Below are 26,995 nucleotides of genomic sequence, written 5' to 3'. Positions count from 1 at the left end.
AAATCCAGCTATATATATAGCTTTATCACCTGTTCGTTTAAGTTTTTCAAACTCAGCTTTATCAATAATTCCAGAAATCACCTGTTCACCGTGCGTTACCTATCTGTTTCTTACAACCATTGTTCTGTTAGTATCATCACTATAGCAAAAACTGTAAAACACACTACGTGCCATCAATAATCACCTCCAACTTTATTCAAATCAGAATATTCTAGACTTTTTCAAATGTTCTACTAACCCAGCGCTCCCACATTGCAACATATGAATTATTTGTACATGACCCAATAAGATTTTTTGTCAAATCATTATTTTTATTTTTTTGTGATATGTATGCTCCAATAATAAGCATAATATTATCATAAGCAATATAACCCGAATCAATTTTTGCCAGAGAATAAATTTCTTTTTCTGTAATATTTTTTGAACAGAGTCCTTTCATTCTATGAAATATCTCTTGAAATAATCTTTCAGATTCATTCCTCCTCAAAGACAAGCTATCATTATTCCTAATTTCCGTTTCTTGTCCAATTCCGATTTTATCAATATCACGAGCATATAAATGTAAACTGTCACTATAATGATTATATGAACCCAAATCTAGCTCGAGCCATCCAGCTAAAATTTCTTGTAATCCAGTAAATTGAATAAAATTATAAGGCATTCCTAATAGAACGTCATTACTACGCATTATTTGAGACCATTCCAGCTTTCCATTTCTGACTTTTAATAATGAACATATATTACATGGAATATCTTCGTCTTGCGGTATTCCTTTTTCTATTGGAAAATCAACCTTAGTGTCGTAAATTTGTATCACTACCTGCCGGCTTTCTGGAATGCTTTGTAATGCTTCGTATGCCTTTTCTATCTGATCAAAACCGAAGTGTGATCTTATCCGCTTCCCATAGGCACCATGATAAACATCACCTCTACCAGCATACTTTTCCAAACTTGGATTCCACATATTAATAATATCGGACCTTTCTTCTCCATTAATAATCCATACTAATTCAGCCAAAGCATATCCGATGCTAATTGGAGGAATACGGTTATAGATCCATTTTTGTTGCGGTTCTTCAATTGAAATAAAAGTATGCAATAATTCAAAAACATCACCTGTTCTTCCACTCAGAGAATACTCTTGTTTCTGCAATAACTTTATAGCTTTTTCCCATACTTCATTTGCAGTTTTTCCAGAAATAAAATCAGCCATTTACAATTCTCCATTTCTATAAATACTAATGCGATTATTTATTCCCCACTTAGGCGGGTAAAAGTATTCAATACTTTCCATATCACGATTAACATATTGTTGTTTTATTCTTTTTCTTCCGTTTGTTGTACCAATATCAGGATGAGCAATTCTAGCATATTTATCTGTTTCACAAAATAAATTCTGACAGTCTATTAATTGTAACTTTCTACCATACAATGTATTGAACTTTAATCCTCTTTTTTCAAATTCCATTTCTTGTTGTTCTGCTACGTACTTAATGATATCTTCGTATTTGTGCCCATTCAAATCTCTAAAACATTTATTAATTCCATTTTTTGCACCAGGTCCAGCTACAACGAAGGACATTTCATCAAAATCGCATAATTCGCTATAGTTAATATCAATGGCAAATTGGAATGCTAAAAATATTCCCAATGTAGGATAATTAAGCAATCTTAGATATAATTCTTGTAAACTCTTGCTTTCTGCTATCATACTAGACAATCCAGACTCCATCATATACTCCAACAGTTTCAGATTATTTTGATGTTTTTTATCAAACCCAAAACAACTTTTCCCCGATGGCATTATATAAGCAGCAGAATAAATCCTTTCATCATTATTAATCTTTTGCGTTAATAATTCATTATATCTTTCATAAGAATAAGAACGATATGAAATCTCTCCCAAAGCATTTTCCATGTACTCCCACGTATCGATTTTATTAAATAGCTTAAAAAATAAAATTCTAAAACATTGATCTTTAGGAGAATATAGATTATTACAATAGATCACATTTTTTATTAAATATTGACTTACTCGGTCGCAAGCTCTATAGACATTGGTAAACTTATACTTCTGAATTATTTTGTCATCTGTCCAAGGAAAAGGCTTATTTTGTATTCTATTAAAAAATACTTCTTGGCGTTTTTCTGCAAACTTCCAGTATGTGTCATATACTAGTGTCGGCTTAAAATCTTCTAACTTCATAAAGACGATTCTCCCATAATCTCGTTAAATATCATGTTTGTCGTTTCTTCCAAACTTCCGTCGTTATTTATTATTTGGCACTTTGGATCTTTTCTTGCAAGATCTCTATATTTTTGCATAATCTGAATATCCTTATCAGCTTCATAATCCTTTTCACGATCCTTACGTTCTATTAAAAATATTTTATTGACGTTAATTTTTTCCCAATATATCAATTCTGGAGCTAAAATAGCACTAACAACGTTACTTTTTAATCCTCCAGATAATCCATATGCGTACGTAGACCACCAAAAGCGATCCATCATAATAATTTTTGAAGTGCTATATTCTTCCATTAACTTTCGTTGAATTAAATCTATGTGTGAAGCAACATGCAATAGTTGTAAACTAGCATCATTAATGGAGTAATCAATATACTTTTTCTCATTATGATGTATATCATAAACAAACGCACCTAATGTTCTTTCTTCATTTCCTGGGAACGCAACTATTTCACATTCATAGCCCATTTCTTTGCACAGTCTTCCTTTCAATTCTTTAATAATTGTTGTCTTTCCAACATTATCAATTCCTTCAAAAACGTATATCCTCGAGCGCAAAGCATTGACGTTATCTTCATTCAATCTCATTCTCTCCTTCTATAGAATCTAATAAACGTTTTACCATTACTCTATGATTAACATTGTAAAACAAACTTTCATTTAGTGATGTATCCCAAGAATTTAATTCATCCCAATTACTCTCTGTAATCATTTCAAAGGCATACTCGCTTGAACGTCCACCAACGGTTCCAACCAGTGCAACTGGTATGCCCACTGATTTAGCTAATTCTACTTCAATGTCAACACCCTGTTGTGTTTTATCTTCTTTAACTTTTCCTCCAAGACAAATTAGCATTTCACTTTTTTCTTTACAAATCATAGTTTCCCGCATTTCTTGTAATCCATCAGATAACACCAGTGTACATTTTTCTTGAAGTTCTTCGAGATTATAAGCTCCTAAATAAGCTTTGTCCATATGCATTTCAATAGAGTATTTGATATCTGATGCATATACTTTTCCAATATCAAAAATAAGCTTTTGAAATGTGGGATGCGCTCCAAAAACCAATATATATCCACGCTTAATTATTTCTCTTGAATAGACTACAACTGCTTCTAATAACGAATTTTTATATATTTCGTCATAATCCGGAAATGCTCCTGATAAGATAATTCTCTTCTCTAGCCTGCGCCTCTTACCTCCACTAACATTTTCAATATTCATTAAATAATCATCAAAATTTTCTTCTGATAATTTTGCATCACCTATTTGCTTGTCACGTCTTCCATGATTAGATAATAGAAATAACCTATCATGGTTTTCATATATTTTTTCTTTTATAACCTTTTCCCTAAATTGCTGAATATCTTGAGGCTTGGGATTTCTTCCAAAACATTGAACATAATGATTCCTTATTCCCAAATCGTACAAGTCTCTTGTTTTCTCCTTATACTGAACCTGATATGCAAGAATTGATGACTTATCACTTACTAATTTTATTTTGTTTGAGTTACTCATGTCATTAAAGTATTCGATATAAGAGAATACTTGATTTGATGTATTCATCATTAACTGAAAGCACTTCACCTCAATCTCATCAACTATTTCTAATAGCCTCTCTCTATCAAAAAATTCTTCACTAGAGTAACTTAGTACTGGAGCTTCACCTGGACGAATTCCCATTTCAGAATATGGAGCATTATCAATTTGAATCCATAGAATCGGAATATCATTAATAATTGCGTAGCATAGTTCTTTCATTATGTATGAAGAATATTGTGATTCTTTTGTCTGCAAAAAAATCACCACATCACTTAATTCCAAGTTTTTATCAATATCTTCTTGTGCATCATTTCCAACTTCTACATTAACAACGTCACGATAAACATTTCTTTCTCTTGTTAAACTTTTCAATTCATCTGCTAGCTTTGCTGCAATATTCTCTCCGTCAATTCTTCTATGACTAATAAAATATAGAACCTCATCTCTATACAGTGGTGAAAGTGTCTGTGAAATAATTTTTCTTGCAAAAATTTGAGCAATTGCCTTCATATTATTCTTCATTGGATTTCTATTTTCATTTCGACAATAGACATCAAAACTTTGTTTAGCTGATACCGGACTTGGTGGACATCTACATTCTGCATTATTTTCCATTGCGATTGGCCATATTCTACTTTGAGCGTCATAATATTTGTTAACTAGTTTACTAATTCCTTCATCATAAATACCATTCTCTGAATTGAAAAATATCAAAATATCATTTTTGTCTGGTTCTTCTGTCAACAATTGATTGATCTGAAAAACAGATGAAATATATAATTTATTAGCCACATAAGTATCTAATATCTCCTTGCATTCTGAATAAAAAATACCTGCTGATTCTAAATTTCTCATGGTCAACTCTGGCTTACAAAAAATCATCCTCATAATAATTTACCCCCTATAATGTGCAAACTGCCCACTTTTCCTGCTATAAGGAACCCCATGTATTCCCGTTTCAAAATTTTCATTCATGAAATTTATAAATTTATGAATTATTTTTTCATCACGAAAGCTCTTGTGATTACGCCCACTACCAATTAACACTCCAAATTCTTTTGGAATTTCAATAGCATTATTCCCAAAATAATAAAACTGTGTCGCAACTAGAACTCTATCTGCTTGAGTATCACGATTTAAATTTAAATAATTAATGCTACCATCTGCCATACTATGATGTGAAAGTTCTTGTGTCCACTTTTCGCCAATATGATGATATATATTATCTCCGTACATACAAGATATAGATCGATTAAATACTGGTCTCTTTTTTACAAATCTCTTATCATTCCAGTATTGATCAAACGTTAAAATCTCATCTACATTCATTAGTACAACTAATTTTTTGTGCACTTCTGTCCTAGCACCTCCATATGCAGCAATCCAATCTCCTACTCGGGCACTCTTCCGAATTCTTGGCTTACATGTTGCCAATGTACAATATCCAAAATAAGGATTTGGTGCAAAGCCATAGTCTCTAGGAATAACATAAGAATAATATTTCATATATGCACCTCAACACTGATATCTCGGTAAATCCATTGGATTGTTACTTCTAGGGCTACCATCAGGATTTTCCCATTCAAAATCTTCTCCATTTATCGCATCTACAATTTTTTCACCATTCCATCCGACTAAGTTATTTCCATTTTCAATTAATTCTACAGGAATATCTTCCTCTTTTGCTCCTTGTAAATACACTCCTACAATTCTTTTTCCCATTTCTGCAGCTGTCTTTATTTCCCAATTCACATAATCACTTTTAGCTGTATCTTTACCTATCAGTACAACTACTGTTCCTGCCCATTTCATTTGCGGTTTTATCAATTCTTGTTTGATATACTGCTCATTAGTTGCATTGTTTTTTAGTTTATTTTCATAAATAGAACTGTCTCTCATATCAATCCCATGTTTACCTATTAATTTCTTAAATGACTCAATTTTGTCTGCATCATTATGTTGATGTGACACAAAAATATTTTTTATTTCATCTGCCATTTTTGTCCCTCCTATAAATATTAATTGCATTTTCCAAGATTACTTTTAGTTATTACTGCTCTCATGACCGATTCCATAATCTACTGTTCCAACTACTGTTGCACTAATGAATAATATTTTCAAATCCATATATCCGAAGTAAGTGCGCAGAAGTCAACACTAAAGAACAAGTTTCTAGTTTTTTCAAATGAATTAAGAAAGCTTTTGAAAAATATATACAAACACAACACTTCATTTTCCACGCCAACTACTAAATTACTATATTTATTTCAATATTAGTTTCAGTATCTAAAATTTCAAATTCAGCAGGTGAGTCTGAAATTCCACTTCCAGTGAAATCTTCAAATCTATATATCTTACCCTTTGACATTTCTAAAGATATAGCCGTCTTTAAGTATTGTTGACCTATTTGCAACCATTTTTTCTTTATCTAAAGAATCAATAAATTCATTACTCTTCCTTCCCCTCTTATCACGAAGAAATTAATATTTTACGACTAAAAATCATACTTTTTTACAACTCTACTTTTTATTATACTAACCTAATATTGTAATTTTCTTTTACTACATTTTACCACATTTTATTGTATTTGTTGATATAAAATGGAAAAATTAATTCTTATTTCCTTATTTGCTTGATTTTCAAAGGGCATTTTTACTTTTATTCGACACTATAAAAGCGTTGTATTAATTTTATTAATGTAGTATTCAAACTCACTTGCTTTTTACATGTGGATTATCAAATTTGTCTTTTTTCAAGTTATCAAAATTTATATCCTCATCAGCTAAGCATTTTGATAACTCGTTATAGTCATCCTTATATGTTTTGTAAACATTGAAAACCAGTTCAATTATTGAATTACCAACATTACTTTGCTCTAGTTCTTTATAATCAAATTTTTGATAAAACTCATATATTTTTCTCTCAATTTCTTGGATTAATATTTTTCTTAACTATAAGTAAGCGATTTTGACACGAGATACCCAGAAAAATTAAGAGATATTAATAATCCAGCTATGTTAATCTAAAAAACTCATTAAAATGCTCTGCAATTAGAGTTCCAATTTCTCTTATACAATTACTCTCATCCAACCTATCAATAACTCCACATCCAACATTACCACTCGCAGTATGACCTACAGCTATTATAAAATTAATCATTTTCCATATCTCCTCCATAATCTCTAATTTTTTTACTTTTTAATATGAGTTATACGCCTTTAAAAACAACAGTTCTATGCTGCAAGCAAGAGCTTCAGTATTAAAAGCATAAGTAACAACATAAATCTAATTTATTTTTATACTCCTATATAAGTTATATGTAATCTAGCCATATATAGATGTAAATTTAATGCAAAACACAATATATGTAAAATAATCACTTTAATTCACAACTCTTATATTGAAGATGGAGGTTTATATGGATTTTAATTATATTGAAGTTTTAGTTACCAAGTGCAAAAATAATGATGAAGAAGCAAAAGAAAAATTAGCTGAAGAATTTAGGACTTTAATTTATAATATTTCTAAAAGAACTTTCATTGATGGATATAACGCACATGATATTATGCAGGAGTGTTACCAATCACTTTTTAAATCTGTTTACATGTACAATTTAGAAAAGCATAGATTCGTTGCCTATGCTACTAATGCCATTAAAAATAATATGAGTGATTTAATCAAAAGAATTAAAACTAGAAGATCTACTGAAGGTAATGATGCATTAAGTCTACATGATAATTTTGAAAGTAATCTTCCTTCAGAAGAAATCTCAACTGAAACTTCATTATGTGAAATGTGTGATTATGAAGATTTAAAATTAGCCCTTAAGAATTTAGGTGGAGAGGAACTTGAACTTATAGATTTTGTATTCTACAAAAATTACACTGTAAAGGAATATGCTTATTTTAAAAATATGTGTTACTCTACTGCTATTCAAAAAAAGAAAAACATTTTAATGAAAATCCTTAATAATATTTCATTGTATTATTAAAGAGAAACATCTAACATCTCTAAGGTTAATCCTTGGAGCTGTTATCTTTATATAATACAAATATTTCATTTACCTATTCAAAACTAAAATTGTTAACAACCTATGTAGTTTTTTCTACATAACTATCAGCAACTTTATCTATTCCATTATAAATATATTTTAATTGTCCAAGTCCTTTAGGGCTTCAGACTGCTGATAAAGTGTTAGCAGTCTTTAGTTTTCTATATTTATGCAATATAATATAGTATTTTACGCAATTGAAAAAAGGACTTATGAGTGTAAAAAATCTGTATTTTGATTCAACACTTATAAAGGCTAATCTTAATAAGCGTAAACTAGAAAAAGTTGAGGTTAATGTAACTCCTAGCAAATTAATCCCTCCTAAAATAAAAATAAATAGACTCCTACTATATTTTACTATAGTAGGAGTCATCAATCTCAAACAAGATATTTAAAGGCGAACTTCATCACCTATGAACTTTTATATTCTCAATACATTATAATTTTATTTAGTTGTACCTTAAATTCTAATATATTTCAACTTATATCAATCTAATTTCGTAATATTTTTTCCTTCTCTTTATTTTATTCAACGCTTTATATTTCAGTAATTACTGGCAAAACCATAGGTTTTCTTTTCATTTTTGTATATACATAAGTATTTACTTCTCTTCTTATGGCACTCTTAATTTCTGACCACCCAGTTACATCATTATCCAGGCATCTTTCTACACTCTTAGAAACTATTCTTCTAATCTCTCTCATTAGCTCTTCTGAATCTCTAACATATACAAAGCCTCTTGTAATTATATCTGGACCAGATATTACGGTTTTACTTTCTTTATTTATAGCAATAACTACTGTTATAATACCATCCTTTGCTAAATTCTTTCTATCTCGAAGTACAATATTTCCTATATCACCTACACCTAAGCCATCTATAAGAACCCTACCTGCTGGTACCTTGTTAGTTATTTCTGCTTTATTTCTAGCTAATTCTAATACATCTCCTATTTCTAATATAAAAATATTTGATTTATCCATACCCATATTTTCTGCAATTTTAGAATGACTTAATAAATGCCTATATTCACCATGTACAGGTACAAAGAATTTAGGTTTTAAAAGTGCATGAATTAATCTAAGCTCTTGCTCACAAGCATGGCCTGAAACATGTATATCCTCTATTGCTTCGTATATTACCTTAGCACCTTTTTCTGTTAAATCATCCACAACACACGATACAGCCTTTTTATTACCTGGTATTGGTGTTGATGATATGATAACCGTATCTCCCTTTTCTAGTTGAATACTCCTATGATTGCCTGCTGCTATTCTTGTAAGTGCTGCCATTGGCTCACCTTGGCTTCCAGTCGTGATTATTGTAACTTTATTATCTGGATATTTTTTAACGTCATTTAAATCTATTATCATTTCTTCTGGTATAAATAAATATCCTAGTGACATAGCAACTTCAGATATTTTTTCCATACTTCTTCCACTAAATGCAATCTTCCTACCATTTTTTATAGAAGCATTAGCAATCTGCTGCACTCTATGAATACTTGATGCGAAAGTAGCTACTATTACTCTTCCATCTGCCTTAATAAATAGATTATTTAAAGTTTCACCTACAGTCTTTTCCGACATTGTATAACCTGAACGAGTAGCATTAGTACTATCAGCCATTAAAAGCAGTACTCCTTTTTTTCCGAGCTGTGCATATCTTTGCAAATCTATAATTTCTCCATCAATTGGAGTAAAGTCAATTTTAAAATCACCAGTATGAACAATTATTCCTATAGGTGTATGCAAAGCAATTGACACACTATCTGCTATACTATGATTTGTTCTAATAAATTCAATATTGAAATTGCCTGTTTCTATTATATCACCTGGTTTAACCATATTTAATGTGCAATCACTAAGAATATTATGCTCTTCTAATTTACTTTCAATTAATCCTAAAGTTAACTTTGTAGCATAAATAGGAACATTAATTTGCTTCAAAACATAAGGTAATCCACCTATATGATCTTCATGTCCATGAGTTATAAAAAATCCCTTTATCTTATCCTTATTTCTTAGTAAATACGTTATATCAGGAAGTACAAGGTCGATTCCAAGAAGTTCTTCATCCGGAAACGACATTCCACAATCTATAATTACTATCTCATCTTCATATTCAAAGACAGTTAAATTTTTTCCTATTTCCCCTAACCCTCCTAGAGGTATAATCTTTACTTTGCTTTTTATTTTGCTTTTATTTATCATTTTATCTCCTAACTTGTAACTAAGTGCATAAATATATTCTAAGATTCAATTGAAGTTCTTCTAATAGAAATACAACTTCACTTACTTGTATCTTAGAAGAATCTGTCCACTTAAGTGGCACAATATTCCTTCAAGATGAAGCTTGTATACGCAAAGATACAATGAACTTTTGAGTACAAAAATAGAACTTAATTATCATTAAATTTATTGATATTAATTTTTTATGTTATAAATTTTTCATAATTCCGAAGAGCAATATATACTGTTAAAAGCTTTAACTTTTATAAAAGTTATTTTGTCTAAGCATTTAATTAATAATAATTAATTTTGCAAAGATTAAAAACATCTTACAGTATCTGCGCCTTAATATTTTTATGTAATATTTTGATTATCATAAAAAAACTTGAATAAATACAAATTTAATAACTTATATTCATTCATCTTTTTTTATTATTAAATTATAACGAACTTTACACTTCTTACTAAATATTATCATTAATATTCCTATATAGTCAATTTATATTTATGCTATCATTCAATTCTAATCTGAATCTAAGATGAATAAGGTTTACTTATTCATCTTTAATATTAAAGATTTTATCTCTATTTCAAAATGATTTATACACTTTTTCTATATATTTCACCGCATTTTCTAATCCTTTTTCAGACTCAATAATATTTTTGATTTCTTTAGCATTTCTTATATATTCTTTATTTTCCATGTCCTTAAATACCTTTATTAAATCAACTGATTCTAGATTTTTCTCTTTTAAAGTACCTACTGAATACCCTTTTGAAAACAATCTATGTGCCCTGAATGGCTGATCCGCTGTAAATGGAATTATTAACTGAGGTACCCCGCTTAAAACTCTATCCTTCCAACTCTTCACTTCTTTAAATAGAAACGGACTAATTGGATATACTACTGGAATATCTTTTCCGTTTACTTGAAATGAAAGCTCTCCAGCCTTTCTCTTTTTTAAATGAAGTGATTCACTTCTAAAATCTTTAATTTCTTTTATTTCTTATTCAAAACTAAAATTGTTAACAACCTCTGTAGTTTTCTCTACATAACTATCAGCAAGCTGATCTATTCCATCACAAATATATTTCAAGCTACATCCTTGGCATTTATCCAATATACCATCATCTAATAAAGAACATCCAAGTTCATCATTAAAAGTAGAATTTCTAATAGCAAGAGCAATCTGCTTTTTTATCAAAAATCTCTCCTTCTTCTGAATTAAGTTTAATTTCATCTCTAATCATTTTTACAACACACTCCAATAATTTATTTACAGCTTTAAAATTTATGAGCTGCTATTATGGATATATGTTTTATACTGTAACATAACATTAAAATCATGATTAAATTTGTATATCTAATCTCCTAACCCGCATTTTACAAGCAAATTCTTATATTCTTAAGTTCTAATATTCTTAAATTCCATCATTCTTAAGTTCTTTTATTCTAAAATTCTAAAAAATATATATTCCTAAATTCTTTAGAATTTTAGAATCTCTAATAAATAACCATATATCTTTTATGAGGATACATAAAAATACTGCTAAGGAGGGTATATAATTTATGGCTAGAAGAAAAACATCAAACGTTCCTAAAAATGATTTTGAATATGATGAAGGTGAAGTATATGGATTTACTAGCGAAGTTCCTATGGCTGGTGACTGCATATCTTCCTTCTCTTTTGATGATGATTCTGATATTAATATTATTCAAAATAGCTCTGATACTAAATCTAATAATACTTCTATTCAAGAAGATCCCAAAAACAATACTCAAGTTAATACTTCTTCGACTAGCAGCAGCAATATTGAATATAATACAACCAACTCTACTAATTCTATGGAGCTAAAAAATACTTTAATCCCTACACAAGACATCTTTGACAATAGGAAAACTCCACTACCTAATGGTGCCACTCCCGCCATTGATGGTGAGACTCCAAATATTAAAAGAAGCTACACCCTTAGAAGTTCTACTATAAGAAAAATAAATGAATTAAAGAGCATCCATCCAGATATTAATGTATGTGTCAGTACAATAGTTGATATTGCTATAGAACATTATCACAACCATATTGTAAATGATGGTGGCACTCAATAATTAAATTTATTTTATCTATTTTAATTTCAAATAATTATTTATTACCTATATATGAACTAATATATTTTATTTCATATATCCTTTATAGGAGGTGATGAGTTTATGGAAGTAAATCAATTAATGGATCTTATTGTTAATAATGGCTTTCCCGTGGCAGTGTCTGCATATTTGCTAATACGCTTAGAGAAGCAAATTGTTAGCTTAGCAAGTTCAATTAATAAGTTAAATACCATAATATCAGCTAAACTTGGAGTGGCTATCGATACAGAGAGTTCTACTGATGATTCTCATAAAGTGGCATGAGTAAAAAGGCGATAAACATTGATTATTAGTGTTTATCGCCTTTAAATTTATTTGTATTAGAACACCGAAACTAAGTAGTTTAATTTGAATTTAAATTATAAAATGATACACAAATTAAGAATATTATGTATTACTTGCTCATTTCTTTCTTATATATTTTTATATATTCTCCTGAATATTCAACACCATCTTCAATATATTCCCATCCAGTCTTTTCATAATAGTCACAAATATCGGTATAAAGAAATAGTTCTGTAAAACCTACTTCTCTGCAATACTCAACCAAAAAATTCTGTAATTCTTGCCCAATCCTTTTTCCTCTGAAATTTTTTTTAACAAACAATGCTGATAACCAAGGAAAAAGGTCTTGTCTACTCATTAAATCACTTCTCCACAAGCCGATAGTTCCAACTAATTCATTATCTTCAAGTGCAATAAATGTTAATGGAAGTCTATTTTTTATTAAACTGTTTTTTATTATACTTTCAAAAAAATTATAATTATTTTCGTTTCCAAATTCCTTCCAAATCCAATTTATCACAGTATCAATGTATTCTTTATGGTCTGCTAAATGTTCTATAATTAGCATATTAAATCATCCTCTCTCTTGGTATTAATTTACTATGGAGAAATATTAAAAAAACACCTTAAATTCATTTCTTGCTTTCTTCAAGTGTATCTAAAATAATATCCAATTTTTCATTCATTTGTTTATTTCTTTTTATAAAACTTTTAAATGCATTTACCCCTTTATATATTCCTATTATTATTAAAATTATTACCCCAAAATTGATCCAATTCATAATTAGAGTCATATAATTAATTTGCATAAGCTTTCTCCTAACTACATAAATTGTATACTTTTAATATAATCTTTTATAAGCCTATAGTTTTTAACTATTTAACATCACTTTATATAATTATTATTATATAATATCTGCATTTATTTACAAGTTTTTCATATTCTTGCATGAATATTATGTATGTAACAAATTAAAATAATACAAGGAGTTAAGATGGACTGAATAAAGCTATTACAGTTATTAGACAATTTTAAATTTAGCTATAACTTCATTCAGTCCATCTTTTGTAATCCAATAGCGTCGCTTTGCTCCTAATGAAGAGAAGTTCAAGATATTTTATATATTTCGTTATTTTTAGAACCTATATATCACGATAGTATAGTCTAAACATTTATAAAATCTGTATATCTTGAACTTCTCATTAATTGTTGTAGCCTGCGGCAGCAAGGAATAAATATATTGGAGCACTGTGCGCTCCTTGTGGCTGCGCCACTCTATTAGTTTAGTTTTATTTCTACGTGCTTAATTTAAATTATCTTTATATACTAATAAATAGTTTGTACTTAATTATATTTTATCTATGTTCTTATGTTATAGCTGTTATTGGTATACCTATATACGCATTTTCTAAAGGACAAGTTTATTTTCTTAATAGTTCCTTGGGTGCCGCAATCCACCACCCAAAAATGGACAGGTCATACAGCTACAGGCTTCTAACATTGTAAAAGTCTCCTCATTACTCGGAGTCTTTTACAAAGTAAGAATCTGTACGCATTAGACTAGTCCATTGTTTGGGTTCCCGGTGGGGCACTTCGGGATGGAGATTTTATGAATAAATTATAATTAAGTAACTATGCAGTTAAATTCTTTCTTTAAAATATGTATAGAATATTTATCCATCCCTCTGACTGGAACTTTTGTTTATGGTTCTTTTTTAAGTTCATTATAATTTATTTTTTCTGGTATAGGAAAATGTAAAGATAATGTTTAGTTGGCCAGACAAGCTGACAAGAATTTTTGGGGGCTTAGACATGCCATCACAATTATATAAGAAAGTATTAGTAATGTGACGGCATGCCTATCTTGTACAGGCTTATGTTTATTACTATAATGTTTGATTATATGGTTTTACGCTCTAAAAATCCAATCACTAAAAATAATAAATTGTATTACAGGGAAATTATTTTTAATGATACGATTTTCAGAGCTATTATCTACTTTTAATTATGTAGAAATACTAAAAAAGCCAGTCCAAGACCGCCCCCATTGAAAAACTCTAGACCATACCTCTTATATATTTTTTTCATATAACATGGTACATTTATTTAAAACGTAGCTCAAGACACGCTTCGCTTTTGGTCTTGACCTGCCTTTTAAATAAATAGATAAAGTAAATATGAAAAATCCATGTGATATTATACTGCTTAGGTGGACATGCTGTTTTTAATTTATTGGTTGGACCTTTAAGAATATGGCTTATATTATTAGCTTTCACTTGGGTTACTTGCGTTAAGTGCTTATCCTTCTTATTACTTTATTTATCTGATCTCTAGTCGTTCTAGCACTCACATATTGTTATATGTGAGCTAAGAACGTCACGAGCCTAGATAAGTTCAACTAAATTCAGTTATAGTAAAACTATAACTGAAAAGTTTCACTTTATATGGGATTTCCTCCCTTATGTATTTAGTATGGCAGCTCCTCGCATGATAAACTTTCTAATATATTTTCATGTTCTGCATTTACTTGTTTATAATATTCTTCTCTTACTTTTTCTATATCATCATTTCTTTCAGCTTCATAATCTACAAAACTGTTATCATCAATTCTGCCTCTAAATGACTTCCAAAATTCATAATCATCACTGGTTACACTGAATATTCCTTTTCTTCCTATATTCTTGTTATAGCTTAATTTTAATCCATAAAGACTTAAGGGTGCGCCTTCATACTCAATAATTATTGAGCCATCTTTTAGTCTATAAGCTGTTTCAGAAAATCTGAATTCTTTATTTTCGCTTAAATATCTGTACTCCGCTATTAATGTTTTTGATTCATATTTTCTCTTTTCCACTTTTATGGCCGCCTTTTCTTTTTACTCCCTCTACTCCCATATTTTTATTATGCCCACTTTCAGAAATTTTAGACATTATTTATGTACAAAAAAAGCACCTTTTAGGTACTTTAATTATTTATATTTTATTCTCCAATACATAGTTTCATATATCCTCTTATCGCCTTACTAACATCTTTTCCATTTCTGTGACAATATGCTTCAAAGTCTTCATATAACTTGATTTCACATTCTACATGGAGTTGCTTTGTTGGTGGTTTTACTTTTTTAATTTTATTTCTATTTTCCATTATTATTCCACTCCTTCTCTGTAAAATATTCTAGCCAACAATCAAATTTCTTATACTTAAATGGCTAAAAATATATACAAATAAGTACAAGTATCTACGAATATTTGTTCGTATTATTGGCAATAATTATAGTATAAGGTTAAGAGAGGATTTGAGAAAGATATGAGAAATTTCACATTTACAAAATGGCTTACTACTAAAGAAGCTTTTAATTCCTACGGACACTATAAAGAATGGCTTTCTATCTTATCAAAAGAGGAATCTAAAAAAACTGATTTATATTATCACGAAAAATATCAATATTTTATAAATTACCTACAGACTGAATGGGATTAGAGAAATATACATCTCTATCCCCCATTAAAAATATCTATATGAGAGGATTCGATCTAATGACATTTACAACATGGCTTATAAAAGAAAAAGGCTTTGTATCAAAAGCTCAATTTGATTCACTTGTAAATACACTACCATATGAGGGCAGAAGAAAATTAATCACATACTATAAAATAGAATATGAACATTACCTTGATACAAGACCAATGCAGTTAGAACTTGAAATAAAATAATAAACCTGAAGAGGTATTCTTCAGGTTTATTTCATTCTATTTAATATAGCACAAACTACAGAATTAATTACCAAAATTATAGGACAAGCCTCTGTTGTTTTTGTGGCAAATACTAAAGCTCCATAGAAAATAAATATTGTACAGGGGTGAGCGTAGCGAATTTCCCCTTTAAAATATTTATTTTCTATTGGTATAATTGCTCTCCCAAAAAACATTATTTTAGATAAGTTCCATTACTATAATCTTAAAATCCAACTTTTCTTTATTCAACGCTATATCCATTTATTGAAATTATTTTTATTAATGGAGTTTGTTTAAAATTTCCTTTTTGGTACTTCCATATACCATAAATTATCTAGCTCTATAGAGAACAAAGTGGCTGCGCATGCTCATTCCTAATCATATTTTTATAAGCCAACAGCCTCTTAACTATTGATATAATTGGTTTTAAAGACACAAAATCCCTAGATATTAAAAAAACACCCGAAGGTGCTCTTACTCATATATCTCAAAAATATTATCTACTAATTCTGTTCCTGTCCCTGTCAAATAAATAATCTCAATAATAACAAACACTAAATCTAAATAATTACCATCTGAATACCCTTCTTCGCAATGAGCAACTTTGTTCCGCATTTTCTCATAGTCATATAGCTTATTATACAAATAACCATATTTCTCAAAATCTACAACACATTCGTGTATTACATCTTTAAATTTCTCATCTATAATTCGCCTATTCATATTTTGATATCTTTCAATTTTATCACAGTATTTATCAAATACTTCAGCATTTCCTATTCTTGGCAGTAAGTTATAATACGCAGTTTCTAGATTTGCATATAGCATTTCTATATATTGGTCTAGTGCAGCAAAAGCAGAAAAAAAAGCCAATCTTTCATTTCCAATGTTGTACATAACATAACTTGTAAGCAAATATTCTACCCACATGGGATAATCATTGTCTATTGGTAATCCATATGCATTGCACTCTAATGTTCGTTCTGAAAACTCAATAATAGTCCAACCATCTATATTGGGTACATAATCAAAGTCACATTTAAAAAAGATTCCAGGTGCAAAATGATCTATTGTAATAATATCGCCTATCATATTACATTCTCTTGCAATATTTACAGGCTCATCAATAGAATCGGGTTGTATTACTATTTCAAAATCTTCAACTGAAGAAAGCAATTTCAAATTTTCAACTTCAAGATAATCACTAAAAGAAGCACTGTATGCTTCTTTAGGCAACTTTACTCCAGCAAATGAAATTTCAAGTTTTAACTTGGTTTGCTCTATTCCAAAGATTTTATACAAAAAGCAATGCTCTTCACAATCATAGATCTCTCTGATTAATGAAGATAAATTTTTTTTCCTCAAATTGTGATTCCATACATATTCTTTTACTTTTGAACCTCCTGACTTATTCTTTTCCATCCTCTTTCTTACCTTATAAACATTAGTCTTAAGAAATGGAACCTTATTTGCATTTCTGTATCCCAAATCCGCTCTAGCTTCATCTTGTAATTGTTCTAATGTACAAATACCTTTCAATATAATCTTCCCCCAACTCTTCCAATAATAAAACATGTTATAACTGTACAATTACTCTAATTTTTTCTTCAATATTTATTTTTTTATTGTATAACTTAATATTTTCAATTGCAACTTTGCAGTTAGCATATTGCTTTACTTACATATATAAAAATTATACATTGATTTAACTTTATTATAATAAAAAAAGAATGATCTATTATTGTGAATAGACCATTCTGAATACTGGTTAATATTTATTTAATAGTGGATAAATAATGTTTAACTACTTTGTTTTTATATATTACAAGAGATTTGTGACAGTACTATGGCAAAATTGAACTTTCTTGACCTGGCATTATACTTATAATCTTTCCAGCAGATCATAACTCAATGTCCTAAACACCTGACAATAATTTTGAAATCCATCTTGTCCGACAATATAAATATTAGGCATATAATCCATTCTTGCTTTTGAATATATAATACGCTCCAAGCCATTATCTATAGCTGTATGATTACTTAGAGCCACATCTACTTTTTTACTAATTGCTTCACTAATAAAATAATCTAAGGACTTAAGATATTGTTTTACTTCATTTTTTGTCCATGGTGGAGTTGTAGCCCCCCATAATGCTGCCATGTGGATTTTACCATCATCTTTTACAGGGAATATATAGCTTAATCCTCCTGGAGTATGACCAGGAGTACCATAAACATATATTGTTTTATCACCCAATATTATGGTATCACCATCTTGAACATAAACATCAATTTTATAATCTTTCCACGTTTCTGGTCTATCAGGCTTAGTCGGATGTTCCTCCCAAAAAATATCATCTATTTTAGAAAGATATGTGTAAGCATGGTATTTCTCAACAAACCATTTTCCACAGCCTGTATGATCAACATGTCCATGAGTTAAAACCAGCTTTTTTATAGTATCAGGATCCCAACCTACATCTTTAATAGCAGATACTATTGCATCAAAAGCTTCCTTTGCTGGCCAAATAGCATCTATTACTATTAGCCCATCACTTGTCTTTAATACAAAGCAATTCGTTTCTTTTTGTGCAACAATTAGTAAATCGTCAAAAATCATAGCATGGGTAAAAAATGACATGTCCTCCATTGCTTTGATTGTTTCTTTCGTAATAATTGGCTTATTTAATCTATTCATTTAATATGCACTCCTCTGTACAAAATTAATTTTTTGGTTGTACAGAGGATAAACGATTCTTTGGGTGCATACGTAAAAATATTTTCATGATTCACCTTCCTTATAAATCAAAATTTATCTTTTTTAAATTATAACTATTATGTAAATATCAGATTTTCTTTAAGATAATGTACTATATTAAATATATTATTCATTATTGTTTTTATTAAACCAATAGTTTTTCATCTCTATTAGGAATTCTTTTGTTATTTGATATCCTGAACTTTCGCTAATTATAGAATCTGTGCCACAATACGGACAAATACCTGTACCACCAATATCCTCAACCCAATCTACAATTTCTTTTGGACTAAAAATTTTTAAACAATAAAAACAACCACATTTTTTATCTCTTAACAATTGATTTCTGTGATTAGATGAATATTTATGTGCTTTTATATACTCCATCATATTTCACCTCTTATTTTCACTACCAGCGACTTGAAAATTATAATATTATTACACTAGTTTCTAAAAGCTATTCCTTGAACACTTGCACGATCCTCAGTTAATAAATTTCTAATAATTCATTTTCAGTTACAAAGAAATTTAATTGTGAATAAATATTTGCATTATTGGCTGAAAATTCAAATTCAATCATGGTTTCATCTGACCAAATTCGCTTAATATTAATACATCCCATTTAAAATACTCCCTTTATCTACTATAAACAAAAATCTGTCTTGTTTTATCAAAAACTACTATCAGAACATATTATAACACATTTTGTAAATAACATATTATTTAGTTTTCAAAGAACAATTTCTTATTTTAATTTACTCTGTCTAATCTATTCTACTCTCATTATAACTACTATTAAAAAAACTTTTATTCCACATGGCGCCGTCAATGTAATTGCTTTTCTGCCTGTCCTTATTAGTAATGAGTGTTATTGAAGCGCAAGAAACCGAATCACTAAAAATAATTTCCTTATAAATATCTATTCTATTATTTTTAGTGATTGGATTTCTTAAGCGGAAAGAGCGCCATTACTAAAAAGGACTAGCAGGTAAGCAAGTACATTGTGGACCTGCCAACTTCCAATAAACTTTATCTCTATCCTGTGATTGCAAGTCCAAGGCGCCCTTTTCTTTATGCGCATGCATCACTTCTCCATAAATCATGTAATACACCAAATAGGATCTATCCTTAATCTCTAGAATACTCTATATTTCATATGCTTTCTACTGTTCATGAGATTTAAGGCGCAGCCTTTAATCCAATCACTACATCTAAATTAACCACTGAAGAAAGTGTCAATGTAATTCCACTTGAGCAAAGCTCCTTGGGATTACATATTGACTCTTTCTGGTTTAGAATCTTAGAAGTGAATTTAAATAATCGTCATAGGAAAATAAAAACATTAACTTTCTTTTCCAATTCTCACATTTCACAAAAACATTAATCTGCATGTGCAGCATTATCTCCATTAACACAATAAACCAAAAACCATGGTAACACCTTCTACTTCATCTGCAGCAATAAACCATAATACAGAAAAGAAGGCATGTACATTTAGCTAAATAACGTTTCCCGAAGTGTGCAAGCCCCTTATGGGCTTGTATCATTTACGGGACAACGACTTATTTAGCGAAGTGTACTTGCCTTCTTTTCTCCTAATGTCATCAGCTTAAGAAATTCATATAAAAATTAAATATTACATTCCCTTAAACTTGAGATTACTATATCATTATATTTCCCCTCTAATATAATACACAAAAGACTTCGCGTAATCTACACAAAGTCTTTTGTATCTATACTTATGAACATATATAATGGTCTATGTCTTTAATGTTGACAATTAAATTTAAGCTCATCACTAAAACTACCTACTCATCTTACTAATTTATTCTATTAATTCTACATTAGCTTGTGTATTATTACATTTACATATATATTAAAAATATATTCATTTTAATGATACATAATGTTTTAACGTTAAGCCTTTGTTTCATTCAAATTAGGTTTTTGAGTATTCTGAGTACTTTTATCATTTTGTGTATTTTGTGCACTTTGCTCATTTTGTACCTTCTCAACTCTCGCAGCTATACTTAATCTCTGTAGTTGAATTAATGCCAGAATATCACCTATACTAGTGAAAAAGAGTGCCAATACGCCTAACTGGTCACCTTCAGTATATTGTTTTGCAATTCCTATAGATAGAACCGCTGTTAAGGCAGTGAGTTCTTCTGGCGATAAATCGAAAATATCCATAAATATTGCCTAAATAATTGCTTATAATTTATTTATATACAATACTTATTATAAAAGTGCCAGGCGAACTTAACTATTTTAATTCTTTTAAACTTTAAATATTAATAACCCACCATATTTTTATGAAATTCTGCCATATTTTCTCTGCCTACAGATTTCATCATATTAGCCATAGATCCATATCTATTATTTTGCATTATATCAATTATCTTGCTATAATCATCATCACTTAGTTAGCCATTAAATTTTTCATGGTATTAAAATCTCTATTTTTCATAGCATTTGCTTCATCAGTAAAACCATTCTCTTTCATTAATTCAATCATTTTATTCATATCATCATCTGATTGAACTCCATCCCCCATCAGGCTCATCATATTTCCTCTATAATCTGATAATGATTTAACCCCACTATCTTGTCCATTAAATTTATTAGAATCTATATTATTGCCACCTTCTGCATATGCAAGTGACATGCCACTTACAGTTACTATGATTGCTAATACTAGAATCATAACTTTCTTTTTCATTGTATATCACTCCCTCAATTGTCTTCTCTTTATGTGTTTATTCTACATCTTAATTGTGGATCAATTATGAAGATGATATAGTTATAATAAAATTTTTTAATTATATTTAATTCCTCCAATTTAAAAAATCATTTCCCATAAACCCTAGTATCAATATAAACCAACACAAAACTTAAACCATTAATAGATCTTGTTTTAAATTTTCTTATTTGTATTAGCAACACCTTAAATCCAGTAATTGGTGTAATTGTATTATTCATTAGTAGTACTGCAATCTATGTTTGCTTAGGTAACTCAGCTAATGCACATGCTTCAATTCTCTTATTATTGCAATTTTTAACATTAGGACATTTTCTAGATTGCTCTGCTGTTTTGCTTAATGTTTGCATTGCATTACCTCATCTCTTTGTCTAGATTATTACGAAACAGTATCTTAAATAAAAAAATATCGCAAATCTATTCTCAGTTTTACGAATAGTGCGATATTCTAATTTATTATTTATTTTGCTAATTAATAATTAAACGACATCACTCTGTAAGTTCCAATGGATTAACAAAAACTGCACCTTTACCAAGTAATATAATTGTGTCATTAGGACCTATAGGTATTGTGTTATGCTTTTCTGAATTAGGTTTTAGTCGTATAGATTGAAGTATATTTTGTTCTTCATCCGTAATAATAATGGACATATTATCCTTTGATGAAACGTTTTGAACTGAATAAACACTGTTTTTCGAAGGGTTAAAATCAGATATTTTATAAATACCTTGGTTAAATGTATTACTGATTGTAACTGGAAATGCAGGTTTTATTCCGAATACAGTAAGCGTTAAACATAAAAAGACCAATAATAAAACAGTAAATCTTTTCATCGCATATCCACCTTTCGGTACTATTATGTCCAATAAATTTAATAATATTTATGCTTATAACCTATACAAGTATATACTTGTTATACCGAACTTTGTAAACATCGCACATTCAATTTTCAAAGAACTTTCGCATAAAGTTAACATATATTTTAAGAGAATAGTATAAGATATCAAAATCGTTTCTATGAACTTTTTAATTACATACATTTTTATTACCTCTCATAATTTTATAATTACATTAAATAATGCTTTTTAATAAACTAATAATATATTATTAATATACAACTATTTATTTAACACCCATACTCATATTATTTAATCAAATGTCATAATTATTAATTATATGTTATAGTAAGTGGGTGTAAATAATGACAGGTTTTGAAAACTTAACTCCTGAAGATTCTCTAATTTTAACAAATGCAATTGTTATTTCTCTTGCAAAAGGTAAAAATGCTGAAGAGCTAAACGTCCTTGGAAACTTCATTGTGGGCATAGGCTGTTTATTAGTAATAACAATAATGGTAACCAAAATAACAGCAATAATAACAACATGAATAATAATGCTGTTGATGATGATATAATAATTGGATAAAGATTTAATCTACCAAAGTAATCCCAAGTTTTTCATAAAACTCTTTATTAATATCATGACATTCTTTAAGGTTATTTTCTTTCCTAAACTTTATTACATACAGTTTCATTCCTTCGCCATATATTCCATCTAAATTTTTAGGATAATAGCCTTTTTCTTTCATTTTTCTTTGCACTTCTAAAACATCCGCCCCTCTATCGCCAGGCTTTAAATTTACAAATCCTTTTTCAAAAGGGCCATATGGGCCTGCGTATATGCATACTATCATTCCACGCTTTACATACTCATATAATTCCTCTATATCCTTATTTCGCATTCTAATACATCCATGGGAGGCTTCGCTCCCAATAGAGTATGGTTTATTTGTGCCATGAATTCCATAAATTCCCCAAGGTACATTTAATCCAATCCACCTTGTGCCAAAACCTCCACTCCATTTAGCCATACGTACCACTTTCCATGTACCTACCGGAGAAGGTGTTTCTTGTTTACCACTAGCTATTGTATATTTTTTTAATATTATATTTTTCTCAGTATCTATTAAATAAAGCCTTTCTTCACTAATATCAACTAATATAGATATATTACTATTAGAATGAATTTTTGATTCCGCATTAACTGCATACCTCAATGAATTTAATATAAAAACAAATATAATTAATAAAATAGTGTTCCTAATAAATCTTCTTCTTTTCATTTGTTACACTCCGTTTCATCTACCCTATTTGTAATATCTTCACGTTACGATATCTTTTTAGACTTTTTGTATACGATTTATTTCTTTATTGGAAAATATAGCTCTTTTGTTTCTTCAGTTATTGTTCTAAATTCATAACCTCTTGATTTATAGTATTTTATTATTTGAGGAAGAGCTTTACACGTATTTTGGTGATTGTTTGTGCAATGCAAAAGCAATATAATCTTATTCTTATTTTCACTTCCATTTATAGCTTTTTCATATAATTCACATGATGATGTTTTAGGTTTTAATCCATCACTATTTTCCAAATTCTAATCATACACTTTAAAATTCTTATCATGTAATTTTTTAAGAAAATTATTACTTAAACGTTTATGACCGCCGCCTGGAAACCTAATTATATTAGGTGTTATTCCAGCAACCTTGTTTATTGCATTCCTGCAATCGATCATTTCTTTAATAAAGTTATCTTCATCACTGTAAATTATGTTATAGTCATGTGTATAACTATGTAGGCCTAAACTATTTCCTTCATTATAAATTCTCTTTACCACCGCTTCCCTGCCTTTAATCTGATTTCCAATCAAAAAAAATGTTGCCTTTACTTTATTCTCTTTTAATATATCTAAAACATTACTTGTCACAGTAAAACTTGGTCCATCATCAAATGTTAAATAAATAATTTTTTTCTTATTTGTTGCAACAGTCTTATCTTCTTCGACTATTTCGCGTGATTCAGATGTAGCTTTCTCATCAGATTTCTCAGTAACATTTTGGCTGGATTTTTCAGATGATGCTTCATTATTGTTTTCTTTAGATTCTGCCTAGCTCTTTTCTTCTTTATTTCCATCAGAATTTTTACTTGGTTCATTACTAGATTTTTCACCTAATTCTTTCTCATCTGATTCATCAGGTTTTGCCTCTGATTGTTCATTATTTATTTGATTTTCAGGAGAAGGTACAGTTTTACCGAACTTACAACCAATAAGCAATACACCAAAAGCAAAGATTAAAATATATTTTAATTTACGTCTCATAATAGTTCCTCCAATCCAGCTTGCTTTTTTCATTGATGAATTAGTTTATATTTCTTATTGTTTGTTTTTTTGTCTTCTTTATTTGTGGTAATTTAAAACACTTCGTAGTACCTATTTAATTGCAAATCACGTGTATCATTAAGATAATTATTAAATTAATATTTACATATTCTTTTAAATAATATCAAGTTGTCAATTATATCCTATAATCATAATTAATGTTTTGACAAAATTTCACCTCACAATGTGGTATTTCTTATATAATATTGAATATTATATAATTATATTGTATTATTATTCCGTTTTATTGTATAATATATCCAGAGTATTATATTATGTAAATATGAGAGGAGTTTTTATTATGGTAGAAAAAATGTTTTGTTATCAATGTGAACAAACTGCTGGAGGTAAGGGATGTACTAAAATAGGTGTGTGTGGTAAAACGCCTGAAATTGCAGCAATGCAAGATTTATTAATTTATCAATTAAAAGGAATCAGTGTGTATGCAAACGAACTTTTAAGCAAAAGTGAAAAGGTTGACACATCAGTAGCCTCTTTTGTTGAAGATTCTTTATTTATGACATTAACTAATGTTAATTTTGATCCTAAATCTCATCTTATCCAACTTAAAAAGTCTCAAGAAATTAAAGAGTCTTTAAGAGAAAAGGTTAAATCTGAAAATATCAGCTCTCCTGAAGCACTGTACAACTTAAGCGATTCTAAAGAATCTATACTTGAAGATGCTGAAAAAGCTGGAATAATGTACGATGAAAACTTAGATCCAGATATTCGTTCTCTTAGAGAAACTATAAAATATGGTTTAAAAGGAATCGCTGCTTATTCTCATCAAGCTAGATTTATAAAATATACTAGCGATGAAGTAAATGACTTCTATTTTAAGGCTTTAGCAGCTTTAGCTGATGATAGTTTAAATCTTGAAGATTTGATTAAACTTGCAATGGAAACAGGTACTATGAGTGTTAAGATTATGGAAGTTTTAGATACTGCTAATAATACTACTTATAGTTCTCCATCACCTACAAAAGTTAATGTAAATATTAAAAAAGGTCCATTCATAGTAGTTTCTGGACATGATTTAAGAGATCTAGAAATGTTACTTGAGCAAACTGAGGGTAAAGGAATAAATATTTATACTCATGGCGAAATGTTACCTTCACATGGATATCCTGAATTAAACAAATATCCTCATTTAGTGGGTAATTTCGGAAGTGCATGGCAAAATCAACAAAAAGAATTTGATAATATACCTGGTTGTATTTTAATGACAACAAACTGCTTAATGAGACCAAAAGATTCTTATATAGATAGAATATTCTCAACAAGTGTTGTTGGATTTGATGGTATTAAACATATTGAAAAAGATGAAAATGGATATAAGGATTTCTCTGAAATAATAAATAAAGCACTTGAACTTGGTGGTTTCACAGAAGACGAAGAAGTTAAAGAAATTTTAGTAGGCTTTGGGCATAAGGCAACCTTAGGTCATGCTGAAACAATTATTAATGCAGTTAAAGACGGAAAAGTTAAGCACTTCTTCTTAATTGGTGGATGTGATGGTGCAAAGCCTGGAAGAAATTATTATACAGAGTTTGCTGAAAAAATTCCAAGTGACTGTATTATTCTTACTTTAGCGTGTGGAAAATATCGTTTCAACAAATTACAATTTGGTGAAGTTGCAGGACTTCCAAGATTGCTTGATGTTGGACAATGTAATGATGCATACTCAGCAGTTAGAATAGCTTTAGCTTTAGCTGATGCATTTAACTGTACAGTTAATGATTTACCTTTATCAATAGTATTGTCTTGGTATGAACAAAAAGCTGTATGTGATTTACTAGCATTACTTTCATTAGGCGTAAAAGGAATGTATATCGGGCCAAGCTTACCTGCTTTCTTAACTCCTAATGTATTAAATTTCTTAGTTGATAATTTCGATCTTAAACCAATCAGTACTCCTGATGAGGATTTAAAACAAATATTAGGCTAAACTTTTAAAGTTGGACAAGTATTTGAACTATTGCAAAATGCATAAAGCCACTGTATAAAATTGAAA

The 26,995-nt window shown here is 29.3% G+C and carries 29 protein-coding genes, 3 pseudogenes and 1 riboswitch; of the genes and pseudogenes, 7 read left to right on the top strand and 25 right to left on the bottom strand.

The window, feature by feature from the left end; genetic code table 11:
- Positions 1-211: 211 nt before the first annotated feature.
- The 8 genes and pseudogenes from KEC93_RS11780 to KEC93_RS11745 all read right to left on the bottom strand — a co-directional run.
- Complete coding sequence (locus tag KEC93_RS11780) at positions 212-1,213, bottom strand: thymidylate synthase (RefSeq protein ID WP_077869660.1); 1,002 nt, start codon at positions 1,211-1,213, stop codon at positions 212-214.
- Complete coding sequence (locus tag KEC93_RS11775; RefSeq protein WP_077869661.1) at positions 1,214-2,206, bottom strand: nucleotide kinase domain-containing protein; 993 nt, start codon at positions 2,204-2,206, stop codon at positions 1,214-1,216. It lies immediately after the preceding gene.
- Entirely contained in the window at positions 2,203-2,829 is a 627-nt protein-coding gene (locus KEC93_RS11770) for a dTMP kinase (protein WP_171781070.1), read from the bottom strand. Before KEC93_RS11770 ends, KEC93_RS11775 begins: the two co-directional genes overlap by 4 nt.
- Positions 2,822-4,678: a toll/interleukin-1 receptor domain-containing protein gene (locus KEC93_RS11765; protein WP_077869663.1), complete on the bottom strand. Its 1,857-nt coding sequence runs from the start codon at positions 4,676-4,678 to the stop codon at positions 2,822-2,824. The genes KEC93_RS11770 and KEC93_RS11765 overlap by 8 nt, the downstream gene beginning before the upstream one ends.
- A 6-nt stretch (positions 4,679-4,684) precedes the next feature.
- Positions 4,685-5,296: an Nmad2 family putative nucleotide modification protein gene (locus KEC93_RS11760; protein ID WP_077869664.1), complete on the bottom strand. Its 612-nt coding sequence runs from the start codon at positions 5,294-5,296 to the stop codon at positions 4,685-4,687.
- 9 nt (positions 5,297-5,305) lie between these two features.
- A complete protein-coding gene (locus KEC93_RS11755; protein WP_077869665.1) occupies positions 5,306-5,788 on the bottom strand; it encodes a TIR domain-containing protein in 483 nt (160 codons plus the stop codon).
- A gap of 250 nt (positions 5,789-6,038) precedes the next feature.
- The gene (locus tag KEC93_RS11750; RefSeq protein ID WP_171781071.1) at positions 6,039-6,203 is read right to left on the bottom strand and encodes a hypothetical protein; all 165 of its coding nucleotides are present in this window, start codon (positions 6,201-6,203) and stop codon (positions 6,039-6,041) included.
- Positions 6,204-6,820: 617 nt separating this feature from the next.
- Positions 6,821-6,949 (bottom strand): annotated as a pseudogene (locus KEC93_RS11745) (N-acetylmuramoyl-L-alanine amidase); the annotation flags it as partial.
- Between the two features lie 259 nt (positions 6,950-7,208).
- Here KEC93_RS11745 and KEC93_RS11740 point away from each other — a divergent pair.
- Positions 7,209-7,781 carry a sigma-70 family RNA polymerase sigma factor gene (locus KEC93_RS11740; protein ID WP_077869666.1) on the top strand — a complete coding sequence of 191 codons (573 nt, stop codon included), beginning with the start codon at positions 7,209-7,211 and terminating at the stop codon, positions 7,779-7,781.
- Between the two features lie 416 nt (positions 7,782-8,197).
- Positions 8,198-8,262, bottom strand: a riboswitch (Fluoride riboswitch).
- 116 nt (positions 8,263-8,378) lie between these two features.
- On the opposite strand, the gene KEC93_RS11735 is transcribed toward KEC93_RS11740, so the two are convergent.
- The 3 genes and pseudogenes from KEC93_RS11735 to KEC93_RS11725 form a co-directional block, all read right to left on the bottom strand.
- Entirely contained in the window at positions 8,379-10,055 is a 1,677-nt protein-coding gene (locus KEC93_RS11735; protein ID WP_077869668.1) for a ribonuclease J, read from the bottom strand.
- 608 nt (positions 10,056-10,663) lie between these two features.
- A complete protein-coding gene (locus KEC93_RS11730; RefSeq protein ID WP_077869669.1) occupies positions 10,664-10,945 on the bottom strand; it encodes a hypothetical protein in 282 nt (93 codons plus the stop codon).
- A gap of 135 nt (positions 10,946-11,080) precedes the next feature.
- Positions 11,081-11,324: pseudogene (locus KEC93_RS11725) on the bottom strand (hypothetical protein).
- Positions 11,325-11,643: 319 nt separating this feature from the next.
- Here KEC93_RS11725 and KEC93_RS11720 point away from each other — a divergent pair.
- Positions 11,644-12,180, top strand: coding sequence for a hypothetical protein (locus tag KEC93_RS11720; RefSeq protein WP_077869670.1), 537 nt, complete (start codon positions 11,644-11,646; stop codon positions 12,178-12,180).
- Positions 12,181-12,282: 102 nt separating this feature from the next.
- Complete coding sequence (locus tag KEC93_RS11715; RefSeq protein WP_077869671.1) at positions 12,283-12,483, top strand: YvrJ family protein; 201 nt, start codon at positions 12,283-12,285, stop codon at positions 12,481-12,483.
- A gap of 130 nt (positions 12,484-12,613) precedes the next feature.
- Here the strand turns inward: KEC93_RS11715 and KEC93_RS11710 are convergent, their stop codons facing one another.
- The 4 genes from KEC93_RS11710 to KEC93_RS11695 all read right to left on the bottom strand — a co-directional run bounded on the left by KEC93_RS11710 (position 12,614) and on the right by KEC93_RS11695 (position 15,649).
- A complete protein-coding gene (locus KEC93_RS11710) occupies positions 12,614-13,072 on the bottom strand; it encodes a GNAT family N-acetyltransferase (RefSeq protein ID WP_077841221.1) in 459 nt (152 codons plus the stop codon).
- Between the two features lie 64 nt (positions 13,073-13,136).
- Positions 13,137-13,313: a hypothetical protein gene (locus KEC93_RS11705; RefSeq protein WP_171781072.1), complete on the bottom strand. Its 177-nt coding sequence runs from the start codon at positions 13,311-13,313 to the stop codon at positions 13,137-13,139.
- Positions 13,314-14,972: 1,659 nt separating this feature from the next.
- Entirely contained in the window at positions 14,973-15,359 is a 387-nt protein-coding gene (locus tag KEC93_RS11700; protein WP_077870054.1) for a hypothetical protein, read from the bottom strand.
- Between the two features lie 125 nt (positions 15,360-15,484).
- Positions 15,485-15,649 carry a hypothetical protein gene (locus KEC93_RS11695; RefSeq protein ID WP_172462730.1) on the bottom strand — a complete coding sequence of 55 codons (165 nt, stop codon included), beginning with the start codon at positions 15,647-15,649 and terminating at the stop codon, positions 15,485-15,487.
- Between the two features lie 162 nt (positions 15,650-15,811).
- Here KEC93_RS11695 and KEC93_RS11690 point away from each other — a divergent pair, with 162 nt between their 5' ends.
- Together KEC93_RS11690 and KEC93_RS11685 are read left to right on the top strand one after the other, a co-directional pair.
- Positions 15,812-15,985 carry a hypothetical protein gene (locus KEC93_RS11690; protein ID WP_172462729.1) on the top strand — a complete coding sequence of 58 codons (174 nt, stop codon included), beginning with the start codon at positions 15,812-15,814 and terminating at the stop codon, positions 15,983-15,985.
- Positions 15,986-16,023: 38 nt separating this feature from the next.
- Positions 16,024-16,218, top strand: a complete 195-nt coding sequence (locus tag KEC93_RS11685) for a hypothetical protein (RefSeq protein ID WP_172462728.1) — start codon at positions 16,024-16,026, stop codon at positions 16,216-16,218.
- Between the two features lie 495 nt (positions 16,219-16,713).
- Here KEC93_RS11685 and KEC93_RS11680 read toward each other — a convergent pair whose 3' ends face one another.
- The 7 genes from KEC93_RS11680 to KEC93_RS11655 form a co-directional block, all read right to left on the bottom strand.
- Positions 16,714-17,778, bottom strand: coding sequence for a hypothetical protein (locus KEC93_RS11680; RefSeq protein ID WP_009168802.1), 1,065 nt, complete (start codon positions 17,776-17,778; stop codon positions 16,714-16,716).
- 343 nt (positions 17,779-18,121) lie between these two features.
- Positions 18,122-18,937, bottom strand: a complete 816-nt coding sequence (locus tag KEC93_RS11675) for an MBL fold metallo-hydrolase (protein ID WP_023976705.1) — start codon at positions 18,935-18,937, stop codon at positions 18,122-18,124.
- A gap of 186 nt (positions 18,938-19,123) precedes the next feature.
- Entirely contained in the window at positions 19,124-19,387 is a 264-nt protein-coding gene (locus KEC93_RS11670; protein ID WP_009168800.1) for a hypothetical protein, read from the bottom strand.
- Positions 19,388-19,484: 97 nt separating this feature from the next.
- Complete coding sequence (locus KEC93_RS26690; RefSeq protein WP_023976706.1) at positions 19,485-19,619, bottom strand: hypothetical protein; 135 nt, start codon at positions 19,617-19,619, stop codon at positions 19,485-19,487.
- A 1,295-nt stretch (positions 19,620-20,914) separates the two neighbouring features.
- The gene (locus tag KEC93_RS11665) at positions 20,915-21,190 is read right to left on the bottom strand and encodes a hypothetical protein (protein ID WP_012058507.1); all 276 of its coding nucleotides are present in this window, start codon (positions 21,188-21,190) and stop codon (positions 20,915-20,917) included.
- A gap of 229 nt (positions 21,191-21,419) precedes the next feature.
- Positions 21,420-21,719, bottom strand: a complete 300-nt coding sequence (locus KEC93_RS11660; protein WP_012058506.1) for a hypothetical protein — start codon at positions 21,717-21,719, stop codon at positions 21,420-21,422.
- A 528-nt stretch (positions 21,720-22,247) separates the two neighbouring features.
- On the bottom strand, positions 22,248-22,592 hold the full coding sequence (locus tag KEC93_RS11655) for a hypothetical protein (protein ID WP_012058505.1): 345 nt from the start codon (positions 22,590-22,592) through the stop codon (positions 22,248-22,250).
- 368 nt (positions 22,593-22,960) lie between these two features.
- Here KEC93_RS11655 and KEC93_RS11650 point away from each other — a divergent pair, with 368 nt between their 5' ends.
- Positions 22,961-23,146, top strand: coding sequence for a hypothetical protein (locus KEC93_RS11650; protein WP_012058504.1), 186 nt, complete (start codon positions 22,961-22,963; stop codon positions 23,144-23,146).
- Between the two features lie 42 nt (positions 23,147-23,188).
- Here the strand turns inward: KEC93_RS11650 and KEC93_RS11645 are convergent, their stop codons facing one another.
- The 3 genes and pseudogenes from KEC93_RS11645 to KEC93_RS11635 all read right to left on the bottom strand — a co-directional run bounded on the left by KEC93_RS11645 (position 23,189) and on the right by KEC93_RS11635 (position 24,921).
- Positions 23,189-23,881, bottom strand: coding sequence for a L,D-transpeptidase family protein (locus tag KEC93_RS11645; RefSeq protein ID WP_012058503.1), 693 nt, complete (start codon positions 23,879-23,881; stop codon positions 23,189-23,191).
- A 77-nt stretch (positions 23,882-23,958) separates the two neighbouring features.
- Positions 23,959-24,579 (bottom strand): annotated as a pseudogene (locus KEC93_RS11640) (polysaccharide deacetylase family protein); the annotation flags it as partial.
- A 129-nt stretch (positions 24,580-24,708) separates the two neighbouring features.
- On the bottom strand, positions 24,709-24,921 hold the full coding sequence (locus tag KEC93_RS11635; RefSeq protein ID WP_012058502.1) for a hypothetical protein: 213 nt from the start codon (positions 24,919-24,921) through the stop codon (positions 24,709-24,711).
- Positions 24,922-25,282: 361 nt separating this feature from the next.
- Between KEC93_RS11635 and hcp the strand changes: the two genes are divergently transcribed.
- Positions 25,283-26,929 carry a hydroxylamine reductase gene (hcp, locus tag KEC93_RS11630; protein WP_173696064.1) on the top strand — a complete coding sequence of 549 codons (1,647 nt, stop codon included), beginning with the start codon at positions 25,283-25,285 and terminating at the stop codon, positions 26,927-26,929.
- The last annotated feature ends 66 nt before the right edge of the window (positions 26,930-26,995 follow it).

The organism is Clostridium beijerinckii, from assembly GCF_018223745.1.
Lineage (GTDB): Bacteria > Bacillota > Clostridia > Clostridiales > Clostridiaceae > Clostridium > Clostridium beijerinckii.
Note: the sequence above shows the minus strand (reverse complement) of the source record. Positions and strands in the feature narration are given on the sequence as shown.

Coding starts and splice junctions, on each gene's coding strand:
- KEC93_RS11765 (WP_077869663.1), bottom strand. CDS start 4,678: ATGAGGATGATTTTTTGTAAGCCAGAGTTGACCATGAGAAATTTAGAA.
- KEC93_RS11660 (WP_012058506.1), bottom strand. CDS start 21,719: ATGAAAAAGAAAGTTATGATTCTAGTATTAGCAATCATAGTAACTGTA.
- KEC93_RS11715 (WP_077869671.1), top strand. CDS start 12,283: ATGGAAGTAAATCAATTAATGGATCTTATTGTTAATAATGGCTTTCCC.
- KEC93_RS11635 (WP_012058502.1), bottom strand. CDS start 24,921: ATGAGACGTAAATTAAAATATATTTTAATCTTTGCTTTTGGTGTATTG.
- KEC93_RS11695 (WP_172462730.1), bottom strand. CDS start 15,649: ATGGAAAATAGAAATAAAATTAAAAAAGTAAAACCACCAACAAAGCAA.
- KEC93_RS11670 (WP_009168800.1), bottom strand. CDS start 19,387: ATGATGGAGTATATAAAAGCACATAAATATTCATCTAATCACAGAAAT.
- KEC93_RS11645 (WP_012058503.1), bottom strand. CDS start 23,881: ATGAAAAGAAGAAGATTTATTAGGAACACTATTTTATTAATTATATTT.
- hcp (WP_173696064.1), top strand. CDS start 25,283: ATGGTAGAAAAAATGTTTTGTTATCAATGTGAACAAACTGCTGGAGGT.
- KEC93_RS11710 (WP_077841221.1), bottom strand. CDS start 13,072: ATGCTAATTATAGAACATTTAGCAGACCATAAAGAATACATTGATACT.
- KEC93_RS11755 (WP_077869665.1), bottom strand. CDS start 5,788: ATGGCAGATGAAATAAAAAATATTTTTGTGTCACATCAACATAATGAT.
- KEC93_RS11665 (WP_012058507.1), bottom strand. CDS start 21,190: ATGGATATTTTCGATTTATCGCCAGAAGAACTCACTGCCTTAACAGCG.
- KEC93_RS11740 (WP_077869666.1), top strand. CDS start 7,209: ATGGATTTTAATTATATTGAAGTTTTAGTTACCAAGTGCAAAAATAAT.
- KEC93_RS11650 (WP_012058504.1), top strand. CDS start 22,961: ATGACAGGTTTTGAAAACTTAACTCCTGAAGATTCTCTAATTTTAACA.
- KEC93_RS11675 (WP_023976705.1), bottom strand. CDS start 18,937: ATGAATAGATTAAATAAGCCAATTATTACGAAAGAAACAATCAAAGCA.
- KEC93_RS26690 (WP_023976706.1), bottom strand. CDS start 19,619: ATGGGATGTATTAATATTAAGCGAATTTGGTCAGATGAAACCATGATT.
- KEC93_RS11685 (WP_172462728.1), top strand. CDS start 16,024: ATGAGAGGATTCGATCTAATGACATTTACAACATGGCTTATAAAAGAA.
- KEC93_RS11655 (WP_012058505.1), bottom strand. CDS start 22,592: ATGAAAAGATTTACTGTTTTATTATTGGTCTTTTTATGTTTAACGCTT.
- KEC93_RS11690 (WP_172462729.1), top strand. CDS start 15,812: ATGAGAAATTTCACATTTACAAAATGGCTTACTACTAAAGAAGCTTTT.
- KEC93_RS11705 (WP_171781072.1), bottom strand. CDS start 13,313: ATGCAAATTAATTATATGACTCTAATTATGAATTGGATCAATTTTGGG.
- KEC93_RS11760 (WP_077869664.1), bottom strand. CDS start 5,296: ATGAAATATTATTCTTATGTTATTCCTAGAGACTATGGCTTTGCACCA.
- KEC93_RS11735 (WP_077869668.1), bottom strand. CDS start 10,055: ATGATAAATAAAAGCAAAATAAAAAGCAAAGTAAAGATTATACCTCTA.
- KEC93_RS11720 (WP_077869670.1), top strand. CDS start 11,644: ATGGCTAGAAGAAAAACATCAAACGTTCCTAAAAATGATTTTGAATAT.
- KEC93_RS11780 (WP_077869660.1), bottom strand. CDS start 1,213: ATGGCTGATTTTATTTCTGGAAAAACTGCAAATGAAGTATGGGAAAAA.
- KEC93_RS11775 (WP_077869661.1), bottom strand. CDS start 2,206: ATGAAGTTAGAAGATTTTAAGCCGACACTAGTATATGACACATACTGG.